The organism is Mycobacterium lentiflavum (assembly GCF_022374895.2).
Lineage (GTDB): Bacteria > Actinomycetota > Actinomycetes > Mycobacteriales > Mycobacteriaceae > Mycobacterium > Mycobacterium lentiflavum.
Genome location: NZ_CP092423.2, coordinates 5,394,104 through 5,411,522 on the forward strand (window position 1 = coordinate 5,394,104; position 17,419 = coordinate 5,411,522).

Below are 17,419 nucleotides of genomic sequence, written 5' to 3' on the forward strand. Positions count from 1 at the left end.
CTAGCGCCTCTCCGACCACCGAAATACCCGAAGGCACGCGAACAAGCCGCACAGGCTCCATGCGGTCAGGACGAAGAATGTCGTCCAATGCTCCCAGCTGCCGGCCGGTTCGAATGCTGCCATCTCCGGCGGTAGCAGCACCGAGCGAAACCCTTGCGCCATCCATTTCACGGGGAATAACGATCCGAGCGTCAACATCCAGCCGGGCAACGCCATCAGCGGCACGTACGTGCCGGAAACGAACTGCAATGCCACCGCCGGACCATTGGTTATCACCGCCGCCGAGACGGCGTTGCTAGCCAAGTTGCTGACAAATATTCCTAACAGCGAGCAACTGAGGATCCCCAAGAGAAACACCCACGTCAGCGTGAACCATCCGAAGGTGTCCGTAGGCAGGCGCAGCTTGAAGATGCTCACCCCGACTGTCAGAAGGACAACGGCCTCGGCGAGGCTGGCGGCGGCGACCAGAAATATCTTGCCGACGAAATAGGAGACGGCAGTGGTCGGTGTCCCTCGAAGTCGCCGCAGCGCGCCGGACTCGCGGTCGGCCGCAATGCTGATGCCCAGATTGATGAACGAAGTCGACAGAATCCCATAGGCCAAGATGCTCGCCGCGATCACGGCGCCGGTACTGGTGTCGCTATTGGGCAGTTTCGTCGAGAAGATGGAACCGAGCAAGATTCCGATAACCGCCGGCATCGAAAAAGTCAGAACCAGCTGTTCGGGCCGACGGTAAAACATCTTCAGCTCCGGGATGATTCGTGAGACACCGATGCGCAACGGACCGGGCAACGGCGATGCGGGCTCAGCCGGTCGATGCGTACCGGAACGGCGGGCCTGATCGACCTTCATCCGGCGTGGCCGATCAAATGTAGGTATGCGTCTTCAAGCGTGGGCCGGGACACCGTCAGCTGCTCCAATTCCGCCCCACCCTCCGACCGCTGTCTGATCAATTCGGTCGGGTGCTCGGTCTCCTCGACGTGAACCGTGTCTCCTTCGATCCAACGGACCGTCGCGGCCGAGCTGACGTAGCTGGTGAGTCGGGTCGGCGAGTCGATCGCCACGACGCTGCCGTGGGCAAGCACTGCTACCCGATCCGCCAGGGCCGCAGCCTCTTCCAAGTAGTGAGTGGTCAACAAAATCGTCGTGCCGTCGGCCGCCAACCGCCTGATCAGTTCCCAGAAGCGCCGACGGGCGTCCGGGTCGAAGCCGGTTGTCGGTTCGTCGAGAAACAGTATTTCCGGCATGCCGATGATGCCCAACGCAACGTCAAGCCGACGACGTTGCCCGCCGGACAGCGTTCTGACCTTCGAGCCGGATGCCGAGTCGAGGCCGACGAGGCCCAAGACATCGGCGGGATCTCGGGCCTTGCCGTAGGACTTGGTGAACATGCGCACGGTTTCCGACACCGTCAGCATCCCGGCGTCACTGGCCTCTTGCAGCACGATGCCGATCTTGGCGCGCCAGCTCCGGCCGGCGGTTCCGGGGTCCTCACCCAGTACGCGCACGTGCCCGGCGTCGCGTTTCCGATGTCCCTCGAGAATTTCGATGGTCGTCGACTTGCCCGCCCCGTTGGGCCCCAATATGGCGAAGATTTGGCCATAGCCGACGTCGAGATCAAGGTTGCGAACTGCCTGGAGTTGCCCATACGCCTTCGACAAGCCCCGAACATGTACCGCGGATGACCGATCCGAGCCCGTCATTTCAACTGCCCCGTCACGGGTGCGCCTCCGGTTCGACAGGTTGTTCCTGCAGCGCGGCAAGAACTTCGCGCAGGTCGGTCTCGGACAACCGTTCGATCAGCCGATCGACCTCATCCACGGTGAGCTCGGGCACGTCGTTGGACGCATCGTGGTCTGCAACGGCGGGCGCGAGCTCGTCGAGTATGCGCGCGGCCAGCGAGTTGACGCTGACCCCCCTGAGCAGTTCGAGCACCGGCACGTCGATAGCGAACAACGCGTTGATCCTGGACCTGAAATCCATTGCCATCATTGAATCGAGGCCAAGGTCATCGAGTCCGTCGTCGCATCCGATCTCAGTGACGGCCAGGTCGAAGACGGCGGAGACGACTTGGCGGACTTGGCGAGCGACCAGACCGAGCCGGTCGGCCTCTGGGCAGGCCGACAGCAATTCCCGAATTGACGATGTCGAATCCGTATCGGCGCAGGAGGATTCGGTGACACCCAGCTCAGAGAACATCGGCGGCAGTTGTCCGCCGAGCCCGCGGCGAACCCTCGCCCAGTCGGCACCGATCGCGACCACCGCGCAGAGCTTCTGGTTGATAAGCCGATCCAGAATTTTGGTACCAGTTGCCGCAGTGATGAGCTCGATTCCTCGCTGCGCATAGAGTTTCTCTAGTTTCAGCTCTTTGACCATGCCGACTGACCAAGGCCCCCATCCAATGGTGAGAGCCGGCAGCCCGTTGGCTCGACGGTAGTGCGCGAAGGCGTCAAGAAACGCGTTGGCGGCCGCATAGTTGCCTTGACCGGGCGAGGCGATGACCGAACCGGCCGATCCGAACATCACAAAGAACTCCAGATCGTGCTCGAGGAAGGTTTCGTGCAGTACCCGGGTGCCGGTGACTTTTGGTGCCAACACCCGCTCGAAGTCGGATTCGCTCATGTTCACCAAGAGTTGGTCGTCGACGACCCCCGCGGCATGGACTATTCCGCGCACTGGCGCGCCGCCATGACGAATATGGTTGGCAATCCACGACTTAACTTGGTCAGCGTCGGTGATGTCGACGCTGGCGGTGGTCACTCGGGCACCAAGACGCTCGGCTTTGCGGATGGTGTCGATGATCGCGAAATGCCGATCTTCGGGTCCGACCCGCGCCCAACTGTCTCTTGTCGGAATTTCACTTCGGCATAGCAGGGCAATATGCCGCGCCCCCCGCTCGGCGAGGTAGGTCGCGACAACCCGACCGAGAGCCCCAGCCCCTCCGGTGACGATGTATGTCGCGTCGGGAGGAAGTTTGGTCGGAAAGGTTTTGGCCAGGGTGGCGCTCTTCCGAAGACGGGGTACCAATGTTGTGCTGCCACGGATGGCAATCTGGTCTTCGGGATCACGGTCGAGAATGTGCTCGCAAACGCGGACAGCACTTTTGGCCTGGTCGTCGCCCTCGTCGATGTCGATGAGCCCGCCCCAATGTTTGACAAATTCCTGATGACCGACGACTCGGCCGAGTCCCCACAGGGCCGCCTGCGGTGCAACCGGACTGTCGCTGGGCAGTGCCGGCTGCGCGTTGGCGGTAACCACATAGAGGCGTGGCGCAACGGTGTCATGGTCGACGAGAGCCTTGACCAAGTGGAGTATCGCGAAAAGTCCTAGGCGGTGGTCTGTTTCCGAGGCAATATCAAGCGGCCAGCAGTCGATGATCCCGGCGAGGCCACCGTCACGGTCAAGTTGCGTTTGGAGTAGCTGCCTGAGCTGCTCGGGCTGTGACGGGTCGAGCGTGTACCCGTCGTCGACTCGGCTAAGCGTGGCTACGGACTGATGGGCGACGGTGTAGACGCGTTCACCGCAGCGTCGCATCTCCTCGGCGAGCGTTGCCCCGAAGCCTGCGTCGTCTGCCAACACGAGCCATGAGCAACTGGCTGTTGCAGTTGACACCTCACATTGCGGACGTTGACTGTCCGGCCGTGGCACCCATTCAACTTCCAGCAGACCCGTGTCCACCCGTTCGGGCGACATGCGAGACGCGGCGCTCAAGGAGCGCACGGTGAAGCCGTTGAATACCGCGAGCGGCTCGCCCTGCTCAGCCGTGATAGTGATATCGCTTTGGATCTCGTCCTCGTCGGCCGAGATGACGCGTACCTGAACAGTCATGTGTTCTTGGGGCCGACCATAGACGGCGCAGTGCTGCAGGCGAACTGGAAGATAGGGGCTGTCATTTGAATCGGACTCGAAAAGTGGTGACCCTAACAGTGTTTGGAATGCACCGTCTATAAGCGCGGGATGGAAGCGGAATGCGTCGAGTGTGCTGCGCAGTGCTGCCGGAATGACGAGCCGGGCGGTGGCCCAGCCCGCTGCGGCACTGACATCGGCGACGGTTCGGAACGCATCGCCGTAGGACAACCCGACGGCTTGGGTACGTGCGTAAAACTCGGCGCCGTCGATGCTAGCGACGTCACCTGTCCCACTTGCGATGTCGTTCGGTCCCGGCGTCCGAGGCAGCGTATTGAGCTCTGCGGTGGCCGTTATGGCCCACTTGACTTCGCCACCGGCCGTCGCTGTGAACGAAGCGAATTCCAATGTGCCGCTGCTTTGGTTGAGGGTCGTCCGCAATATGGGATCGCAGGTGTCATCGAGTATGACGGCGCGGTGCAGCGCAAGGTTGTCGACGCTGTACTCGGCCGATCCGTAGGCTTGCGCGGCCGCGGCAAGGGCCATCTCTACGTATACCGCCCCGGGCACCAGGACGCTGCCCTGCACTTGATGATCCGCGAGAAAAGGAATTCGGGTAGCACTCAGCTCGACTTCCCAGGTCGGGTGTATCGCGCTCACCGGCTGTCCCAATAGCGGATGTACCGGTTTGTAGTGCAACTCCTCGATCGCCTCCGGGGTCTCGTTCCAGTAGCGCTTGGACTGCCACGGGTACGGCGGAAGCTTCAGCAGGTGCGCGTGCTGCCGGGGAAACAGCGAGTCCCATGCGATCGGGCGCCCCTGACAGTGCAGTGCGCCAACGCAATTCATCAGTACCCGACTGTCGTCTGTATCGCGCCGTTGCGCCGGTAGCACGACCACGTCGGTCTGCTGGGCGGCGGCGATCTCGACCAACGAGGTTGCCAGCACCGGATGCGGGCCCAGTTCCACGAAGTGGGTATACCCGTCCTCGAGCATCCGGCGGACCGCCGGTTCGAAAAGCACAGTGGCGCGGGTGTTTTGCCACCAGTAGGCGGCCCCTGCGGCGTATCGGTCCAACCGGTCGCCGGTCACCGTCGAATACAGCGGAAGCGACGCCGCGGCCGTGCGCAGCCCGTCCAGCGACGCATAGAGTTCGTCTTTCACCGACTCCATGTAATGGGTGTGGTACGGCACCTGCACCGCGAGGAACCGATTGAAGACCCGGCGCTGATCGAGTTGACCGGCAATATCATTCAGGACATCGCTGGCTCCCGCGATGGTCACGGCGGTCGGGCTGTTGACGGCGGCGACGGAAATCCGTTGCCGGTCGTCGGCGACTGCCGTCTCGTCAATGATTGCGGTGAGCGAGTCCGCGTCGAGACCGACGGCGAGCATGCGCCCCAGTCCGCTGGTTCGCTGCTGCAGGCGGCTGCGGTGGTAGATCACGTGGATCGCTTGCTCGAAGGTGAGAACCCCCGCGAGATAGTGCGCGGCCACCTCACCCGCGCTGTGACCTATCACGGCGTCGGGACTGATGCCGAACGCTTGAAATTGCGCGGCCAGCGCTATTTGGATTGCGAAGTTGGCCGGCTGCGCGATATGCGTTTCGCCCATCCGAGAACGGGTCTCGTCCGCTGTCAGCTCCTCGATCAGCGACCAGTCAGCGTAGCGCGAGAGCTCGCGATCGCATTGTCTGATGCAGTCGGTGAAGGCCGGATAGACGCCGAAGAGTCCCCGGCACATCTTCCACCACTGCGGGCCCATGCCGGTACACACGAACGCCACCTTGGGGGCACCCGCTGGTGTGCGACCCACAACCCCGCGTCCACTTTCCGCAAGGTCTCGCAGCTGGTCTCGTGCATCAGAGGTGCTTGCCGCGATGACAGCACGGCGATAGTTCAGGTGTGAGCGACGTTGGCTGAGCGTGTAGCCGAAGTCCAGCGCCGTGACGTCGGGATGATCACCCAAGTATCGGGCCAGTTGGTCGGCTGTCGCCGCAAGCGCTTCCTCGGAGCGCGCCGAGACCGGAAAAATGGCCAGCGGCAACGGCACCGAAGCTTCGGGCTCCGGTACGCCGGTCGGCTCCGGGGGTTCGGCAAGCACGACATGCGCGTTGGTGCCGCCGAAGCCGAATGAATTGACGCCCGCGATCCGTCGTTTGACATCCGGAAACGCACGCCCGGTCCGGGGAATATCGATGTTCCATTCGACGAGCGGCATCCGGCTATTCGGCGTCTGCAGATGCAGAGTCGGTGGTATGTAGGCGTGCTTGAGCACCAACGCCGCTTTGATCAACCCGGCCACCCCGGCGCCCGCCTCGAGATGCCCGATATTGGTTTTGACCGATCCGATCAGCAACGGATCGTTTGCAGGCCGGCCGGCGGCCAACGCGCGGGCGAGCGCTTGCACCTCCACGGGGTCGCCGACGGGTGTTCCGGTGCCATGCGCCTCGACGTAGCCGATATCGTCGGGACGAACGTTGGCGTCGCGTAATGCCCTGGCAATGGCGGCTTCCTGCGCCTGGGCCCTGGGTACGGTGATGCTGTCGGTGCGGCCGTCCTGAGACACCGCGGTACCCAGAATCTGGGCGTAGATATCGTCGCTGTCCATCAGCGCTTGATTCAACGGTTTGATGACGACGACGGCGCCGCCCTCGCCTCGCGCGTATCCGTCGGCGGACTCGTCGAAAGCCTTGCACCGTCCGTCGGGGCTCAGGAATCCGCTTTTGGATTCGGCAATCGCGGTGTTGGGTCCGATCATGATGTTGACCCCGCCGGCAAGCGCGAGAGAGCATTCGCCGTTCCAGATACTCGACGCCGCAAGGTGTACCGCGACCAGCGAACTCGAGCATGCCGTATCGATGGTCATACTCGGTCCGCGAAAGTCAAACGCGAACGAGATGCGGTTGGCCAGCATGGTCATCATCATTCCCGTGGCGGAATGGGTCTTGAGCCGGTAGCGACTGGTTCTGCCCTGGTTTTGCAGCAATTGATAGTCGAGAGTGAAACCGCCTACGAATACTCCGACTTCGCTGCCGGCGAGGCATTCTGCAGGTGTTCCCGCATCCTCGAGCGCCTCCCAGGTGGTCTGCAGTAAGAGACGCTGTTGCGGATCCAGCAGATGCGCCTCACGAGGTGATATCCCGAAAAATTGCGGATCGAATTGATCGATCTCGCGCAGGAATCCGCCTCGGCGAGTCACCATCTTTCCCGCTTTCGCGGCGTGTGGATCGTAGTATTTGTCCGCGTCCCAACGTGTTTCGGGAACCTCACGGGTGGCGTCCATGCCGCTGCGCAACAAGTCCCAATACCGTTGCGGGGTGTCGGCATCGCCGGGAAATCGACACCCGATTCCGACGATCGCCAACGGTTCGCGCGCGTCGTGCTCAGTGGGCATGCTCATCCTTTCGCCCCACGTAGCACAGCTTTGGGCATCGGCGGCCACGACGCCGAGGTTGCGGCGCTTAGCTGGGGGTCGTACGAATTTCTATTGACTATCAATGAAGTTGGAGTGCTGGTGCTGGATGGATCAGCCAGGTGTGACTGATCGGATTGACGGTCTGCTGTCGGCGGTAACCAGAACGGAGTTCACCTAGATAAGGATCGCGCTGCCAGGCCTGAGCCTGGCGCATGACGTTGTCCTCGTCGAACCGACTGCACTTGTCTGAAATCACCGCGTCCACCAGTTGTCCGGCAAGTTGGTGCAACAACTCAAAATTCGCCTCAAACCCGGCGATGAATTCCGAGGCCTTACCCATCATGGCGGTGTGCAGCGTCGTCATGAAATTCAACGGCGCGTACAAATCCACGAACTGTCTTGAAGGGCGCGCGGTTTCGACGGCTGCCCACTCCCGAAAGAAACGTTGCGTGCGATTGCTGAGCGTGATCAATCCCTCCAGGTATGGCACCACTTGGGGGTCGTCCGCGACACTCACAAACCGACCGTTGACGTACAAGAAGCCCACAAAACCCCAGTAGAACGCGATGTCCCAGATCACCTTCGCCGACATCACCGCCGGTGAGCCCATCAGCGGGTATTGGTGGCAATACACCGCCAGCCACATGTCGGTGAGAGACCGAAACAGGGAGTCGCTCACCGCGGCCCGGGCGACGACGTTCTCCCCGTCGAGCTCTCGTGCGATCATGTCCGTAATGAGGCCATTACCGATCGCCACTAGATCGAGTCCCGAGGAATACAAGGGATCCAGGAAAATCCCGGCGTCACCCGTGAGGCACCAGCGGCTGCGGCCGTCGTAGACCTGCGTGGCGCCGTGGCTGTAATTCTTCATGACCCGAAAGTCTTTGATCAGATGTTCATGCTCGGCCAGAACCGCGGCGCACTGCGGCTCCCGTTCGCCAAGCCAGGACAAAGCTTTCGCGAGCGTGTTGAAATCGCCGAATTCGTGCACTGCTGGGTCGGCGACGATGCCGACGCTGGTCGAACCGGATGCGAGTCGGATCAGCCATACCCAATAGCCCTCGCCCATAAGATGATTAGTCGACAGCGCGCGGTCGCCCTCGACAAGTCGCTCTTGCCAGGCCGGGTCATCGCTCCACCCGCCGATGTCGATTTCCGTTGCCACGCGAAGCCAGACGGCGTTGCAGTTGTGCTCGTTGGTGCGCCTCAAGCCGAGCCGCCGGGACAACGCCCGGTTTCGTCCCGATGCATCGACAACCCAACGAGTCGTCGTGTCCGTCACCGTCTCACCGCTCTGGAATGAGACCGTGTTCGGCCGACCCGCCACACCGAACTCAACGTCGACAATTCGGCCGCTGAGGATTTGCACCCCGTTCGCCAGGCACCGTCGGTGGAGTTCGTTTTCCAACCTGCCGCGATCGATCTGATAGGTGACTTGAGGGACGAACGTGGAGCTACCGAGTTCCATTCGCGCAGCGATATCGGTGTTGGATTCGTGAGTGAAGAACATACGCAGGCCCATTTTGCGCAACTGCGCTGATTGCAAATGATCGGTCAGGCCAAGACGGTCCCGAAGATAATGCGCGGACACCTCCACCGTCGACTCGCCAACGGTATGGGTGATCTCGGGTACCGGGTACGAGGTCGGCGAGACGACCAGGATGCGCGTATGGGGCCGTGCCGTGCCGATTTCGAGCGCCAGGGTCAAGCCCGCCACGCCGCTGCCGATGATGGTGACGTCGTGGTCGGCGGCGTTGGCGTCGGCCTCCAACAGTCCCGCGATCCTGCGCGCTAACTCCTCACGTGCGTCCAGGCTCAACTTCGAGAGCTGCGCTCGCGCTTCCATAAGTCTCAACTCCCCCGGGTAAGGATGATTCACTTAATTAATAGTTAAGAACTTACACGGAAATACATTTCTGGCAACACTTGCGTCGCGGCCGGGCGCAGCGCGCCGGGGCGCCGTGCTGGTGGCTAAACACATTGCGAGGCAACAACTCTCCGCGTTATGCACGTGAGTCACCAACGCGCGGCAGCGCCGGGTCGGGAGTGACAAGAATCATTCAGACTTAACGAATATCTAATTCAACATTTTCAGTTTCAGTAGCCGACTCCTCGCAATTCGCATCTTGGGGCAGCGATTGGTCAACGCGCCGGCGGCCGTAGACCCACTCGAATAGCGGTGTCGCCATCAGTGTGGTGACGATGGCAACCAAGACCAAAATGCTGAACAGCGTCGGCGTGATGATTCCGGACTGGAGCCCGATATTGAGAAGAATGAGTTCGATCAGGCCGCGCGCATTCATGAGTGACCCTATGGCGATGGCTTCACGCAATGGCACCTTCCGCAGCCACGCGGCGAATGCGCACGCGACTCCCTTTCCCGCGATCGAAACGACGAGGATTCCGACCGCCACCAGCCAAAGCTTGCCGCTGTTGACGAGACCGACCTGCGTGTTGAGGCCCGAGTACACGAAGAACAGCGGCAACAACAGGGTGGTGACAAGTGGCTCGAGGCAGGCCGTTAGTTGTTGAGCGAAGCGTCCTGGAGGCATAGCAACGCCCAACACGAAGGCTCCGAATATCGCATATATGCCGATGCTGTCGGTGAACCACGCGCACGTCATAAGCAGAATCAGAACCGTGGTAAGTGCCGACGCCGGCAACGAATTCTGGCGTTCGGATTTGGTGCCGAGTCGAGCCAATGCCCTTCGACCGAGGGTGAACAGCACGAGCGTGTATAAAATACCGCCGACAATTGCGGACACGGCTGTCATGGGGCTGCCACGGTGGATGGCGAGAACAATCGCGAGGATGCACCATGAAAACGCGTCGTCTGTCGCCCCGCATATCAGGGCGAGGGTGCCTAAAGGTGTTCCTGACAGCCGTTGTTCGAAGATTATTCGGGCCAGCATCGGGAAAGCGGTGGTTGCGATCGACGCGCCCAAGAACATCATTGCCAGCGCGAGCGAGACGCCCTTTTCGAAATAGACGCCATCCGCCAGCAGGGGAATGGCGATCAGCGCCCCCAGGGCGAGCGGCGTGACGATGCCGGCAGCCGACACTGCGACGGCGGTGCCGGCGCGGTGTCTGATGAGGTTGACGTCGAAGTTGAGCCCGATGAGAAACATGTAGAGGACTAAGCCGATCTGTGCTGCGGTATAGAGCACAGTGTTAGCTGGCCCGGGCGGAAACAACTGATGTTGCAGCCCTGGCGCTACCCGCCCCAGCAGTGACGGACCCAGAAGTACGCCGGCGATCATTTCGCCGACGACTTGCGGCTGTCCGAGTCGTTGCGAAACAAGCCCGACGAGGCGGCAGACGCCGAGGATAACGGCCAGCTCGAGGAAAAAATGGACGGCGGTACTCGCGGGCATGATCTATGCCCCCGGATCCGTAGTGTCGACCAGCGAGGTGAAGCCGGCGGTCATTGGAACGCCGGAAAGTGCGGTACATGCGGGCACGGCGACCCCAGCGTCGTCTCCGGTTGAGCGCGCGGGCACGTGTTCCTCTCAACGTCTCGGGCGAAGCCTTGATGGTGTCCATCCGGTCATTCGTTGCTGTGGTGCGGTTGGATGGGACCACTTCGATCGGCGCCGGCTTCGAGTCGTCGAGCGGGCGTGCGGCCTAGTAGATCGCGGGCAACTCTGCGCCCCCCGTTAACCGTTGGTCACGGCGACGTGCTCAGCGTGATGAGCCGTACGTCGGGTGCGCGGCGGCGAGCACCGCGTCGCGCTCACCAGCTGATGCCGGCGACACTAACGCGGCAGGCCCAGTAGCCGCTCGGCGGCGACGGTCAGCAGGATCTGCTCGGTGCCGCCGGCGATAGTCAGGCAGCGCGTGTTGAGGAAGTCGAAGACCGCTCGGTCGTTTTCCTGGCGGCGGTCAACCAGGCCGCCGCCTTCGGCGACGTCCATTGTGAATTCGGCCAGTGCCTGCCGGTAGCGCACGCCGATCAGCTTTCGCACGCTGGACTGTGCGCCGGGATCCTGGCCGCCCACCGCCAGCTGGGCGATGCGCTGATCCAGCAGCGCGCCCGTTTGGGCCAAGATGATCAGCCGGCCGAGCCGGTCCTGCTCGGCGACGTCGAGGCCCCTGGCCGCCAACAGCCTGAGCAGCTCTTCCATCGGGTTGCCCAGCGCCGTCCCGCTGGCCATCGCGACCCGCTCGTTGGCCAGCGTGGTGCGGGCCAGCCGCCAGCCGTCGTTCACCGTGCCGACGACCATCTCGTCGGGCACGAACACGTTGTCCAGGAACACCTCGTTGAACAGCGAGTCGCCGGTGATCTCGCGCAGCGGTCGGATGTCGATGCCGGGCGATTTCATGTCGATCAGGAAGTAGGCGATGCCCTTGTGCTTCGGGGCGTCGGGATCGGTGCGCGCCAGGCACACTCCCCAGGCCGCCTTGTGCGCGGCCGACGTCCACACCTTCTGCCCGGTCAACAACCAGCCGCCGGCTGGATCTTCGGTGCGCACTGCTTTTGTGCGCAGCGACGCCAGGTCCGAGCCCGCTCCCGGCTCGGAAAACAGCTGGCACCAGAGGAATTCGCCACGCATGGTGGCGGGCACGAAGCGCTCGATCTGTTCTGGCGTGCCGTGCTCGAGGATCGTCGGCGCCGCCCACCAGCCGATCACCAGGTCGGGTCGCTCGACTCCGGCAGCGGCCAGCTCCTGGTCGATCAGCAGCTGCTCGGCGGGCGATGCGGCGCGCCCATACGGCTTGGGCCAGTGCGGCGCCTGTAGCCCCGCATCGGCCAGGGCCACCTGCCGCTTCTCGGCGGGCAGCGCGGCGATTTCGGCGACGGTCGCGGCGAGCTCGGCACGCTGATCGTCGACCTCCGTCAGATCGATGCTCAGCCGTCGGCGCACCCCGGCCTGGGTGAGCTCGGTGATGCGGCGCAGCCAGCGCTCGGCCCCGCCGAGGTATCGGCCGATCGCGTGCGCGCGGCGCAGGTACAGATGCGCGTCGTGTTCCCAGGTGCAGCCGATGCCGCCGAGCACCTGAATGCAGTCCTTGACGTTCGCCTTCACCGCGGGGATCGCGACGCCGGCGGCCAGCGCGGCGGCAATCGAGAACTGGTTATCGTCGGCGGCGCCGGCGGCCCCGGCCGCGCGTGCTGCGTCCGACGCGGCCACCTCGGCCTGCTCGGCGCGGCACAGCATCTCCGCGCACAGGTGCTTAATGGCCTGGAAACTGCCGATCGGCTTACCGAACTGCTCGCGCACCTTGGCGTAATCGACGGCAGTCTCCAGCGACCAGCGAGTGATGCCGGCGGCCTCGGCCGCCAGCACGGTAGCGGCCAGCTCCTGCACCCGCTGCCGCGATTCATCGATCGGGGTGGCCGGTGCCGAACGCAGCACCACGCGCGCCAGCGGCCGAGAAAAATCGGCGGCCTGCAGCGGCTCCAGCTGCACGCCGGCGCTGCCGGTGTCGACGAGGACCCACTTCTCGCCGGCGGGCAGCAGCAGCAGTCCTCCGTGGGCGCCGCCCAGCACGTAGTCGACGGTGCCCGACGCCTGCGCGCCGTCGAACTGAACGTCACCCTCGAGCGCCAGACCGGCGAACCGCTCCCCCGACGCGAGCGCGGATAGAACCTCGGGATCGGGGCCGGCCTCGGAGAGAACCAGAGTGGCCAGCGCGGTGGTGGCGATCGGCCCGGGCACCAGCGCCTTGGACGCCTCCTCGACCATCGCGCACAGATCTTCGACGCTGCCGCCAGCCCCGCCGGCGTCCTCGGCCACTGCGACACCGAAGATGCCGAGGTCGGCCAGGCGAGCGAATACCGGCCGCCAGGCGTCCGGATTGCCCTGCTCGACCTCGCGAATCGCCGCGGTGCCGCCGGGACCGGCGGTGGGATTGCGTGCCCAATCCCGCACCAACTCACGCGCCGCTAGCTGTTCGCCGGTAACGGTCGCTACCACGTAGAGCCCTCCGGGTTCGGAATGAAATGTGACGACAGGAAGCGCTAACTCCCACTAGAACGTGTTCCAATAGTGCCAGCGATCCACCCTCAAGTCGAATGCCATCGCAGCAACAGTCGGTGCGTGCGCCCCATCACGAAGAATGCCGTGGCGCGACTTCTTCGCGGCTCGCTGTCGCATTGCTCAGGCGAACAACTAACTCGCCCGGTGCTGCATTCGCGCCTGATCACGCCCGACTGGATAGGCTAAGTGTTTCAATTTCTTAATGACCTTGGGTTCGCTAGCCCGACGCGCCGGCTGCAATATCGTGGCCGTACTCAGCGCGGCCGCGATCGCCGCAATTGTGGCCGCCCCGCGCCCAGCCCGGGGCGATTGGATCGCGGCCGACAGCACCACTGACGTTGCGTGCGCGACCTCGAGCCGCCAGGTACCGACGACATGGTATCTGCCGAGCACGGCGCCGCTCGGATTGGTGTGGTTGCAGCACGGCTTCGTCGAGGGCAAGAACGTATGGTCTGCCCTTGCCACCGAGGTCGCCAACAGCGGATACCTTGTGATGGCCACCACGCTACCCACCGTCAACCCCTTTGGCTGCACCGTGGAGCACCTGATCGACAACACCGGCTTCCTCGACAACATCGCCGATGTGTTTGCCCACAAAGATGATCCGAATGGCGCCTTGGCATCGTCGTTCGCGGCGGCGACGTCAGATCTGAACCGATCCGTCACGCCGTTGCCCGAGAAGTTGGTGTTCGTGGGGCATTCGGCCGGGGCGGAGGCCGTCGAATACGTCGCCGAGCGCCTGCACAGCGCCTACCCTGCCGCATTCAGTCAGCTGCGTGGCATCATCAGCGAAGACGGCGTGAAGTCATTTATCGGCTCTAATACCGACAAAGCGTTGGCCGGGCTGGCCAGCACCACCCTGCCGATCTACGCCACGGCGTCACCGCACCTGCTCTGCAACTCTTTCCGAAGCGGCACCAGGGCACTTGAACGGTATCTGCCGGATCGGGCGTTTCTCGGGGTGAAGGTGACCACCGGCGCCCACGGAGACGCGCTCGGCATGTCGTCGCCGGCTTACGAGAACCTGGTATGCGGTCGTCCGAAGCCCACGAATGTGGCGGCGGTCTCGGGTCTGACGCGAGGCTGGATCACCGACATGTTCGCGGGAACAATCACGCCCGATTTCTACCCGGGTGGCAGCTACTACGACGACCTACTGACCTCCGGCACTATCACCACGCTGCCGTGAGCAGCCTCGAAGGCGCCGCGGGGAGGGCAGCGCCGGAAACGGCTACGCCGCATCATCGTTATCGGCCCGACCGGGCTGCCGTCCGGCCGATCGCCGACGTCACTACCCTTTACGCGTTGCGGGCGTCCTCGTTCTTCGCCACTAGAACGTGTTCTAATAGTGCGAGCGATCGACCGTCAAGTCGAACGCCATTGCAGCAGGACAGCTCGCTGCCCCGGCGGGATGGAGGTGGGAAATTCACACGCGACTTGGTTATCGTTTGCGAACGGACCACCCGGAAGAGGAGCAACCCGTCAGATGTCGCCGGCGAACACTAACCCGGAGCACGTCTCTGACTCGCAGCCACGCGAGGTCATGAACGTGGCAGTTCTGGCTGAGTCCGAGCTGGGCTCGGAGGCACAGCGGGAGCGCCGCAAGCGCATCTTGGACGCCACCATGGCCATCGCGTCCAAGGGCGGCTACGAGGCGGTGCAGATGCGTGCGGTGGCCGATCGCGCGGATGTCGCGGTCGGGACGCTGTACCGCTACTTCCCGTCGAAAGTGCACCTGCTGGTGTCGGCCCTGGGCCGTGAGTTCGGCCGCATCGACGCGAAGACCGACCGCTCCGCGATGGCGGGCGGCACGCCGTTCCAGCGGCTGAATTTCATGGTCGGCAAGCTCAATCGCGCGATGCAGCGCAACCCGCTGCTCACCGAGGCCATGACGCGCGCCTACGTGTTCGCCGACGCGTCGGCGGCCAGCGAGGTCGACCAGGTGGAAAAGCTGATCGACAGCATGTTCGCCCGCGCGATGAGTGACGGCGAACCGACCGAGGACCAGTACCACATCGCCCGGGTGATCTCCGACGTGTGGTTGTCGAACCTGCTGGCCTGGCTCACCCGACGCGCGTCGGCAACCGATGTCAGCAAGCGACTCGACTTGGCCGTGCGGTTGCTGATCGGCGACTCAGAGTCGTCCGGCTAAACGGGCGGACCGGAGGTCCGGCCGCGAATCAGCTCGGTCTCCAGCATCTCGACGACCGGCAGGCCGGACCGCGGTGGGTTGAGTAGCAGTTCCCCGGCCCGATGACCCTTAAGCAGGCTCGGCTGCGACACCGTCGTCAGGCCGCGGCTGATCGCCTCGGGCACACCGTCGAATCCGGTGACGCTGATCTGACCGGGCACGTAAATACCATGGGCGCGAAGGTAATCCATCGCCGACAGTGCCAAGATGTCTGCGGTGCACATCAATGCGGTGATCCGCGGATTGGCTTCCAGCGCCACCCTGGCCGCTTCGCCACCCGATTCCGGCAGGTGTTCGTAGCTCTCCACCACGGTCAGCGAATCCGGGTCCACGCCGGCGGCCTGCATGGCGTCCCACACCCCGGTGATGCGTTCGCGCTGCACGTCGAAAGTCAACGAACGCAGCCGCTCCGCGTCGGCCACGTCTTGGCGGCGGTCCTGTCCCAATCGCATTGTCAGCAGCCCGATCTCGCGATGCCCCAAGCCCAGCACATAGTCGGCGAGCTCGCGCATCGCCGTCCTGTCGTCGATGCCCACCCGCGACACCCCGGCCAGGTCCTTGGGCTGGTCGACCACCACCACCGGCACCCGCCGCTGCAGCACCATCTGCAGGTAGGGGTCGTCGTCGCGGACCGAATACACTACGAAGCCGTCCACCCCGGCGGCCAGCACCGCGGCCTCGCCGTCCTCACGGCTGCGGGTGGGTCCGACTGCCACCAGCAGCAGGCCCTGCCCCTGCTCTTCGCACGACTGCGCCACACCCGTGACGAAATCGCGCGCCGCCGGGTCGCTGAAGAAATACGTCAGCGGCTCGGCCATCAACAATCCAACCGCACCGGCCTTGCGGGTGCGCAACGACCGCGCCACCGGGTCGGGTCCGGCGTAGCCCAGCCGCTTGGCCGTGGCCAGCACCCGCTCGCGAAGGTCGGGGGAGAGCTGATCCGGCCGGTTGAAGGCGTTCGAGATGGTGGTGCGGGAAACTTTGAGTTCGGCCGCCAACGACGCCAGAGTCGCACGCCGGCGCGGGGTGGGACTCACGTTCGCCGACGCTACAGCGCGTCCTCGCGCGCGCCTAAGCCGCCGCGAACTGCTATTTTCTAATGGAAACGGTTTTCGTTAGTATTGTGACTCGGCGGGCCGGACAGCGCCACCGGAATTTCATGTCCGCGGGCAACGCTGATGGGACGACGGCGCGAGGTCAGCGCTTAAGCTTGCGCGCGTCCCAGCCCGCGGCGAAGGTGGCTAGCAGCAAGCGATGTACCCGGTACTTCGATGGCCGATCGTCCTACTCGCCGCTGGTGCGGTGACGGCCGGCTGCACCAGGGCGGTCGACGGAACGCCGCTGGCCGCCACCCCGGTGACCCACATCCCCGCCGGCAACGCGGCCGGCCCGGCGCCACGCGCGCTGCCGGCGATCGTCCTGGACGGCCTGCTGCTGAGTCAAGACCAGGTCGACGCCCTGATGGGCGGCGCGAACATGACGCTGGTCGGCACCGCGACCAGCACCTCGGACTCATCGACGATCATCGACGATCGCAGCTGCCTGGGAGTCGGTTCGGTGGGCGATGTGACGACCTACGCCAATAGCGGATATGTCGCGATGCGAGGCAACCAGTTCAGCACGCCCAACGCCGTGCAGGCCGACGCCACCCAGCTCGTCACGTCGTTCACCACCGCCGCCGATGCCCAGGCGTTGCTGCAGCGGGCACAACAGGATTGGCAACGATGCGCCCAGCGCCGGTACGGATTTCACTCCTCGAACGGCAATCACAGCTACTTCCTCACCCACGACATACGCGTCCGCGGCTCGCGGCTCGAATTGGCGATGCACCAGGAGGAAGACCCGCGGTGGGGCTGCTCGCACGCGATGGCCGCGCAGGATTCCGTCGTGGTCGAGGCCCGGGTGTGTCTGCTCGACAAGGACACCGATGCCGCGGCCGACAACCTCCTCGATCAGATCATTGCCAGGATCCCGCCATAAGCTA

At 63.8% G+C, this 17,419-nt stretch carries 10 protein-coding genes; 3 read left to right on the forward strand and 7 right to left on the reverse strand.

All coding sequences use genetic code 11. The features are described from left to right. From MJO58_RS25165 to MJO58_RS25190, 6 genes are all read right to left on the reverse strand, one after another. Positions 1-852, reverse strand: coding sequence for an ABC transporter permease (locus MJO58_RS25165; protein WP_350355905.1), 852 nt, complete (start codon positions 850-852; stop codon positions 1-3). Then, positions 849-1,703: an ABC transporter ATP-binding protein gene (locus MJO58_RS25170; protein WP_090607277.1), complete on the reverse strand. Its 855-nt coding sequence runs from the start codon at positions 1,701-1,703 to the stop codon at positions 849-851. The genes MJO58_RS25165 and MJO58_RS25170 overlap by 4 nt, the downstream gene beginning before the upstream one ends. A gap of 13 nt (positions 1,704-1,716) precedes the next feature. Continuing rightward, positions 1,717-7,242: a type I polyketide synthase gene (locus tag MJO58_RS25175; protein WP_239721345.1), complete on the reverse strand. Its 5,526-nt coding sequence runs from the start codon at positions 7,240-7,242 to the stop codon at positions 1,717-1,719. Positions 7,243-7,342: 100 nt separating this feature from the next. Next, positions 7,343-9,034, reverse strand: coding sequence for an NAD(P)/FAD-dependent oxidoreductase (locus MJO58_RS25180; protein ID WP_434086270.1), 1,692 nt, complete (start codon positions 9,032-9,034; stop codon positions 7,343-7,345). Between the two features lie 295 nt (positions 9,035-9,329). Further along, positions 9,330-10,637, reverse strand: coding sequence for a cation:proton antiporter (locus MJO58_RS25185; protein WP_239721347.1), 1,308 nt, complete (start codon positions 10,635-10,637; stop codon positions 9,330-9,332). Positions 10,638-11,018: 381 nt separating this feature from the next. Then, on the reverse strand, positions 11,019-13,181 hold the full coding sequence (locus MJO58_RS25190; RefSeq protein WP_239721348.1) for an acyl-CoA dehydrogenase family protein: 2,163 nt from the start codon (positions 13,179-13,181) through the stop codon (positions 11,019-11,021). Positions 13,182-13,446: 265 nt separating this feature from the next. Between MJO58_RS25190 and MJO58_RS25195 the strand changes: the two genes are divergently transcribed. Both MJO58_RS25195 and kstR read left to right on the forward strand, forming a co-directional pair. Then, entirely contained in the window at positions 13,447-14,433 is a 987-nt protein-coding gene (locus MJO58_RS25195) for an alpha/beta fold hydrolase (protein ID WP_090607294.1), read from the forward strand. 360 nt (positions 14,434-14,793) lie between these two features. Beyond that, positions 14,794-15,396: a cholesterol catabolism transcriptional regulator KstR gene (kstR, locus tag MJO58_RS25200; protein WP_175364543.1), complete on the forward strand. Its 603-nt coding sequence runs from the start codon at positions 14,794-14,796 to the stop codon at positions 15,394-15,396. On the opposite strand, the gene MJO58_RS25205 is transcribed toward kstR, so the two are convergent. Next, positions 15,393-16,472: an Rv3575c family transcriptional regulator gene (locus tag MJO58_RS25205; protein WP_090607298.1), complete on the reverse strand. Its 1,080-nt coding sequence runs from the start codon at positions 16,470-16,472 to the stop codon at positions 15,393-15,395. The two genes, kstR and MJO58_RS25205, sit on opposite strands and share 4 nt — an antisense overlap. A 217-nt stretch (positions 16,473-16,689) precedes the next feature. Between MJO58_RS25205 and MJO58_RS25210 the strand changes: the two genes are divergently transcribed. Then, positions 16,690-17,415: a sensor domain-containing protein gene (locus MJO58_RS25210; RefSeq protein ID WP_239721349.1), complete on the forward strand. Its 726-nt coding sequence runs from the start codon at positions 16,690-16,692 to the stop codon at positions 17,413-17,415. The last annotated feature ends 4 nt before the right edge of the window (positions 17,416-17,419 follow it).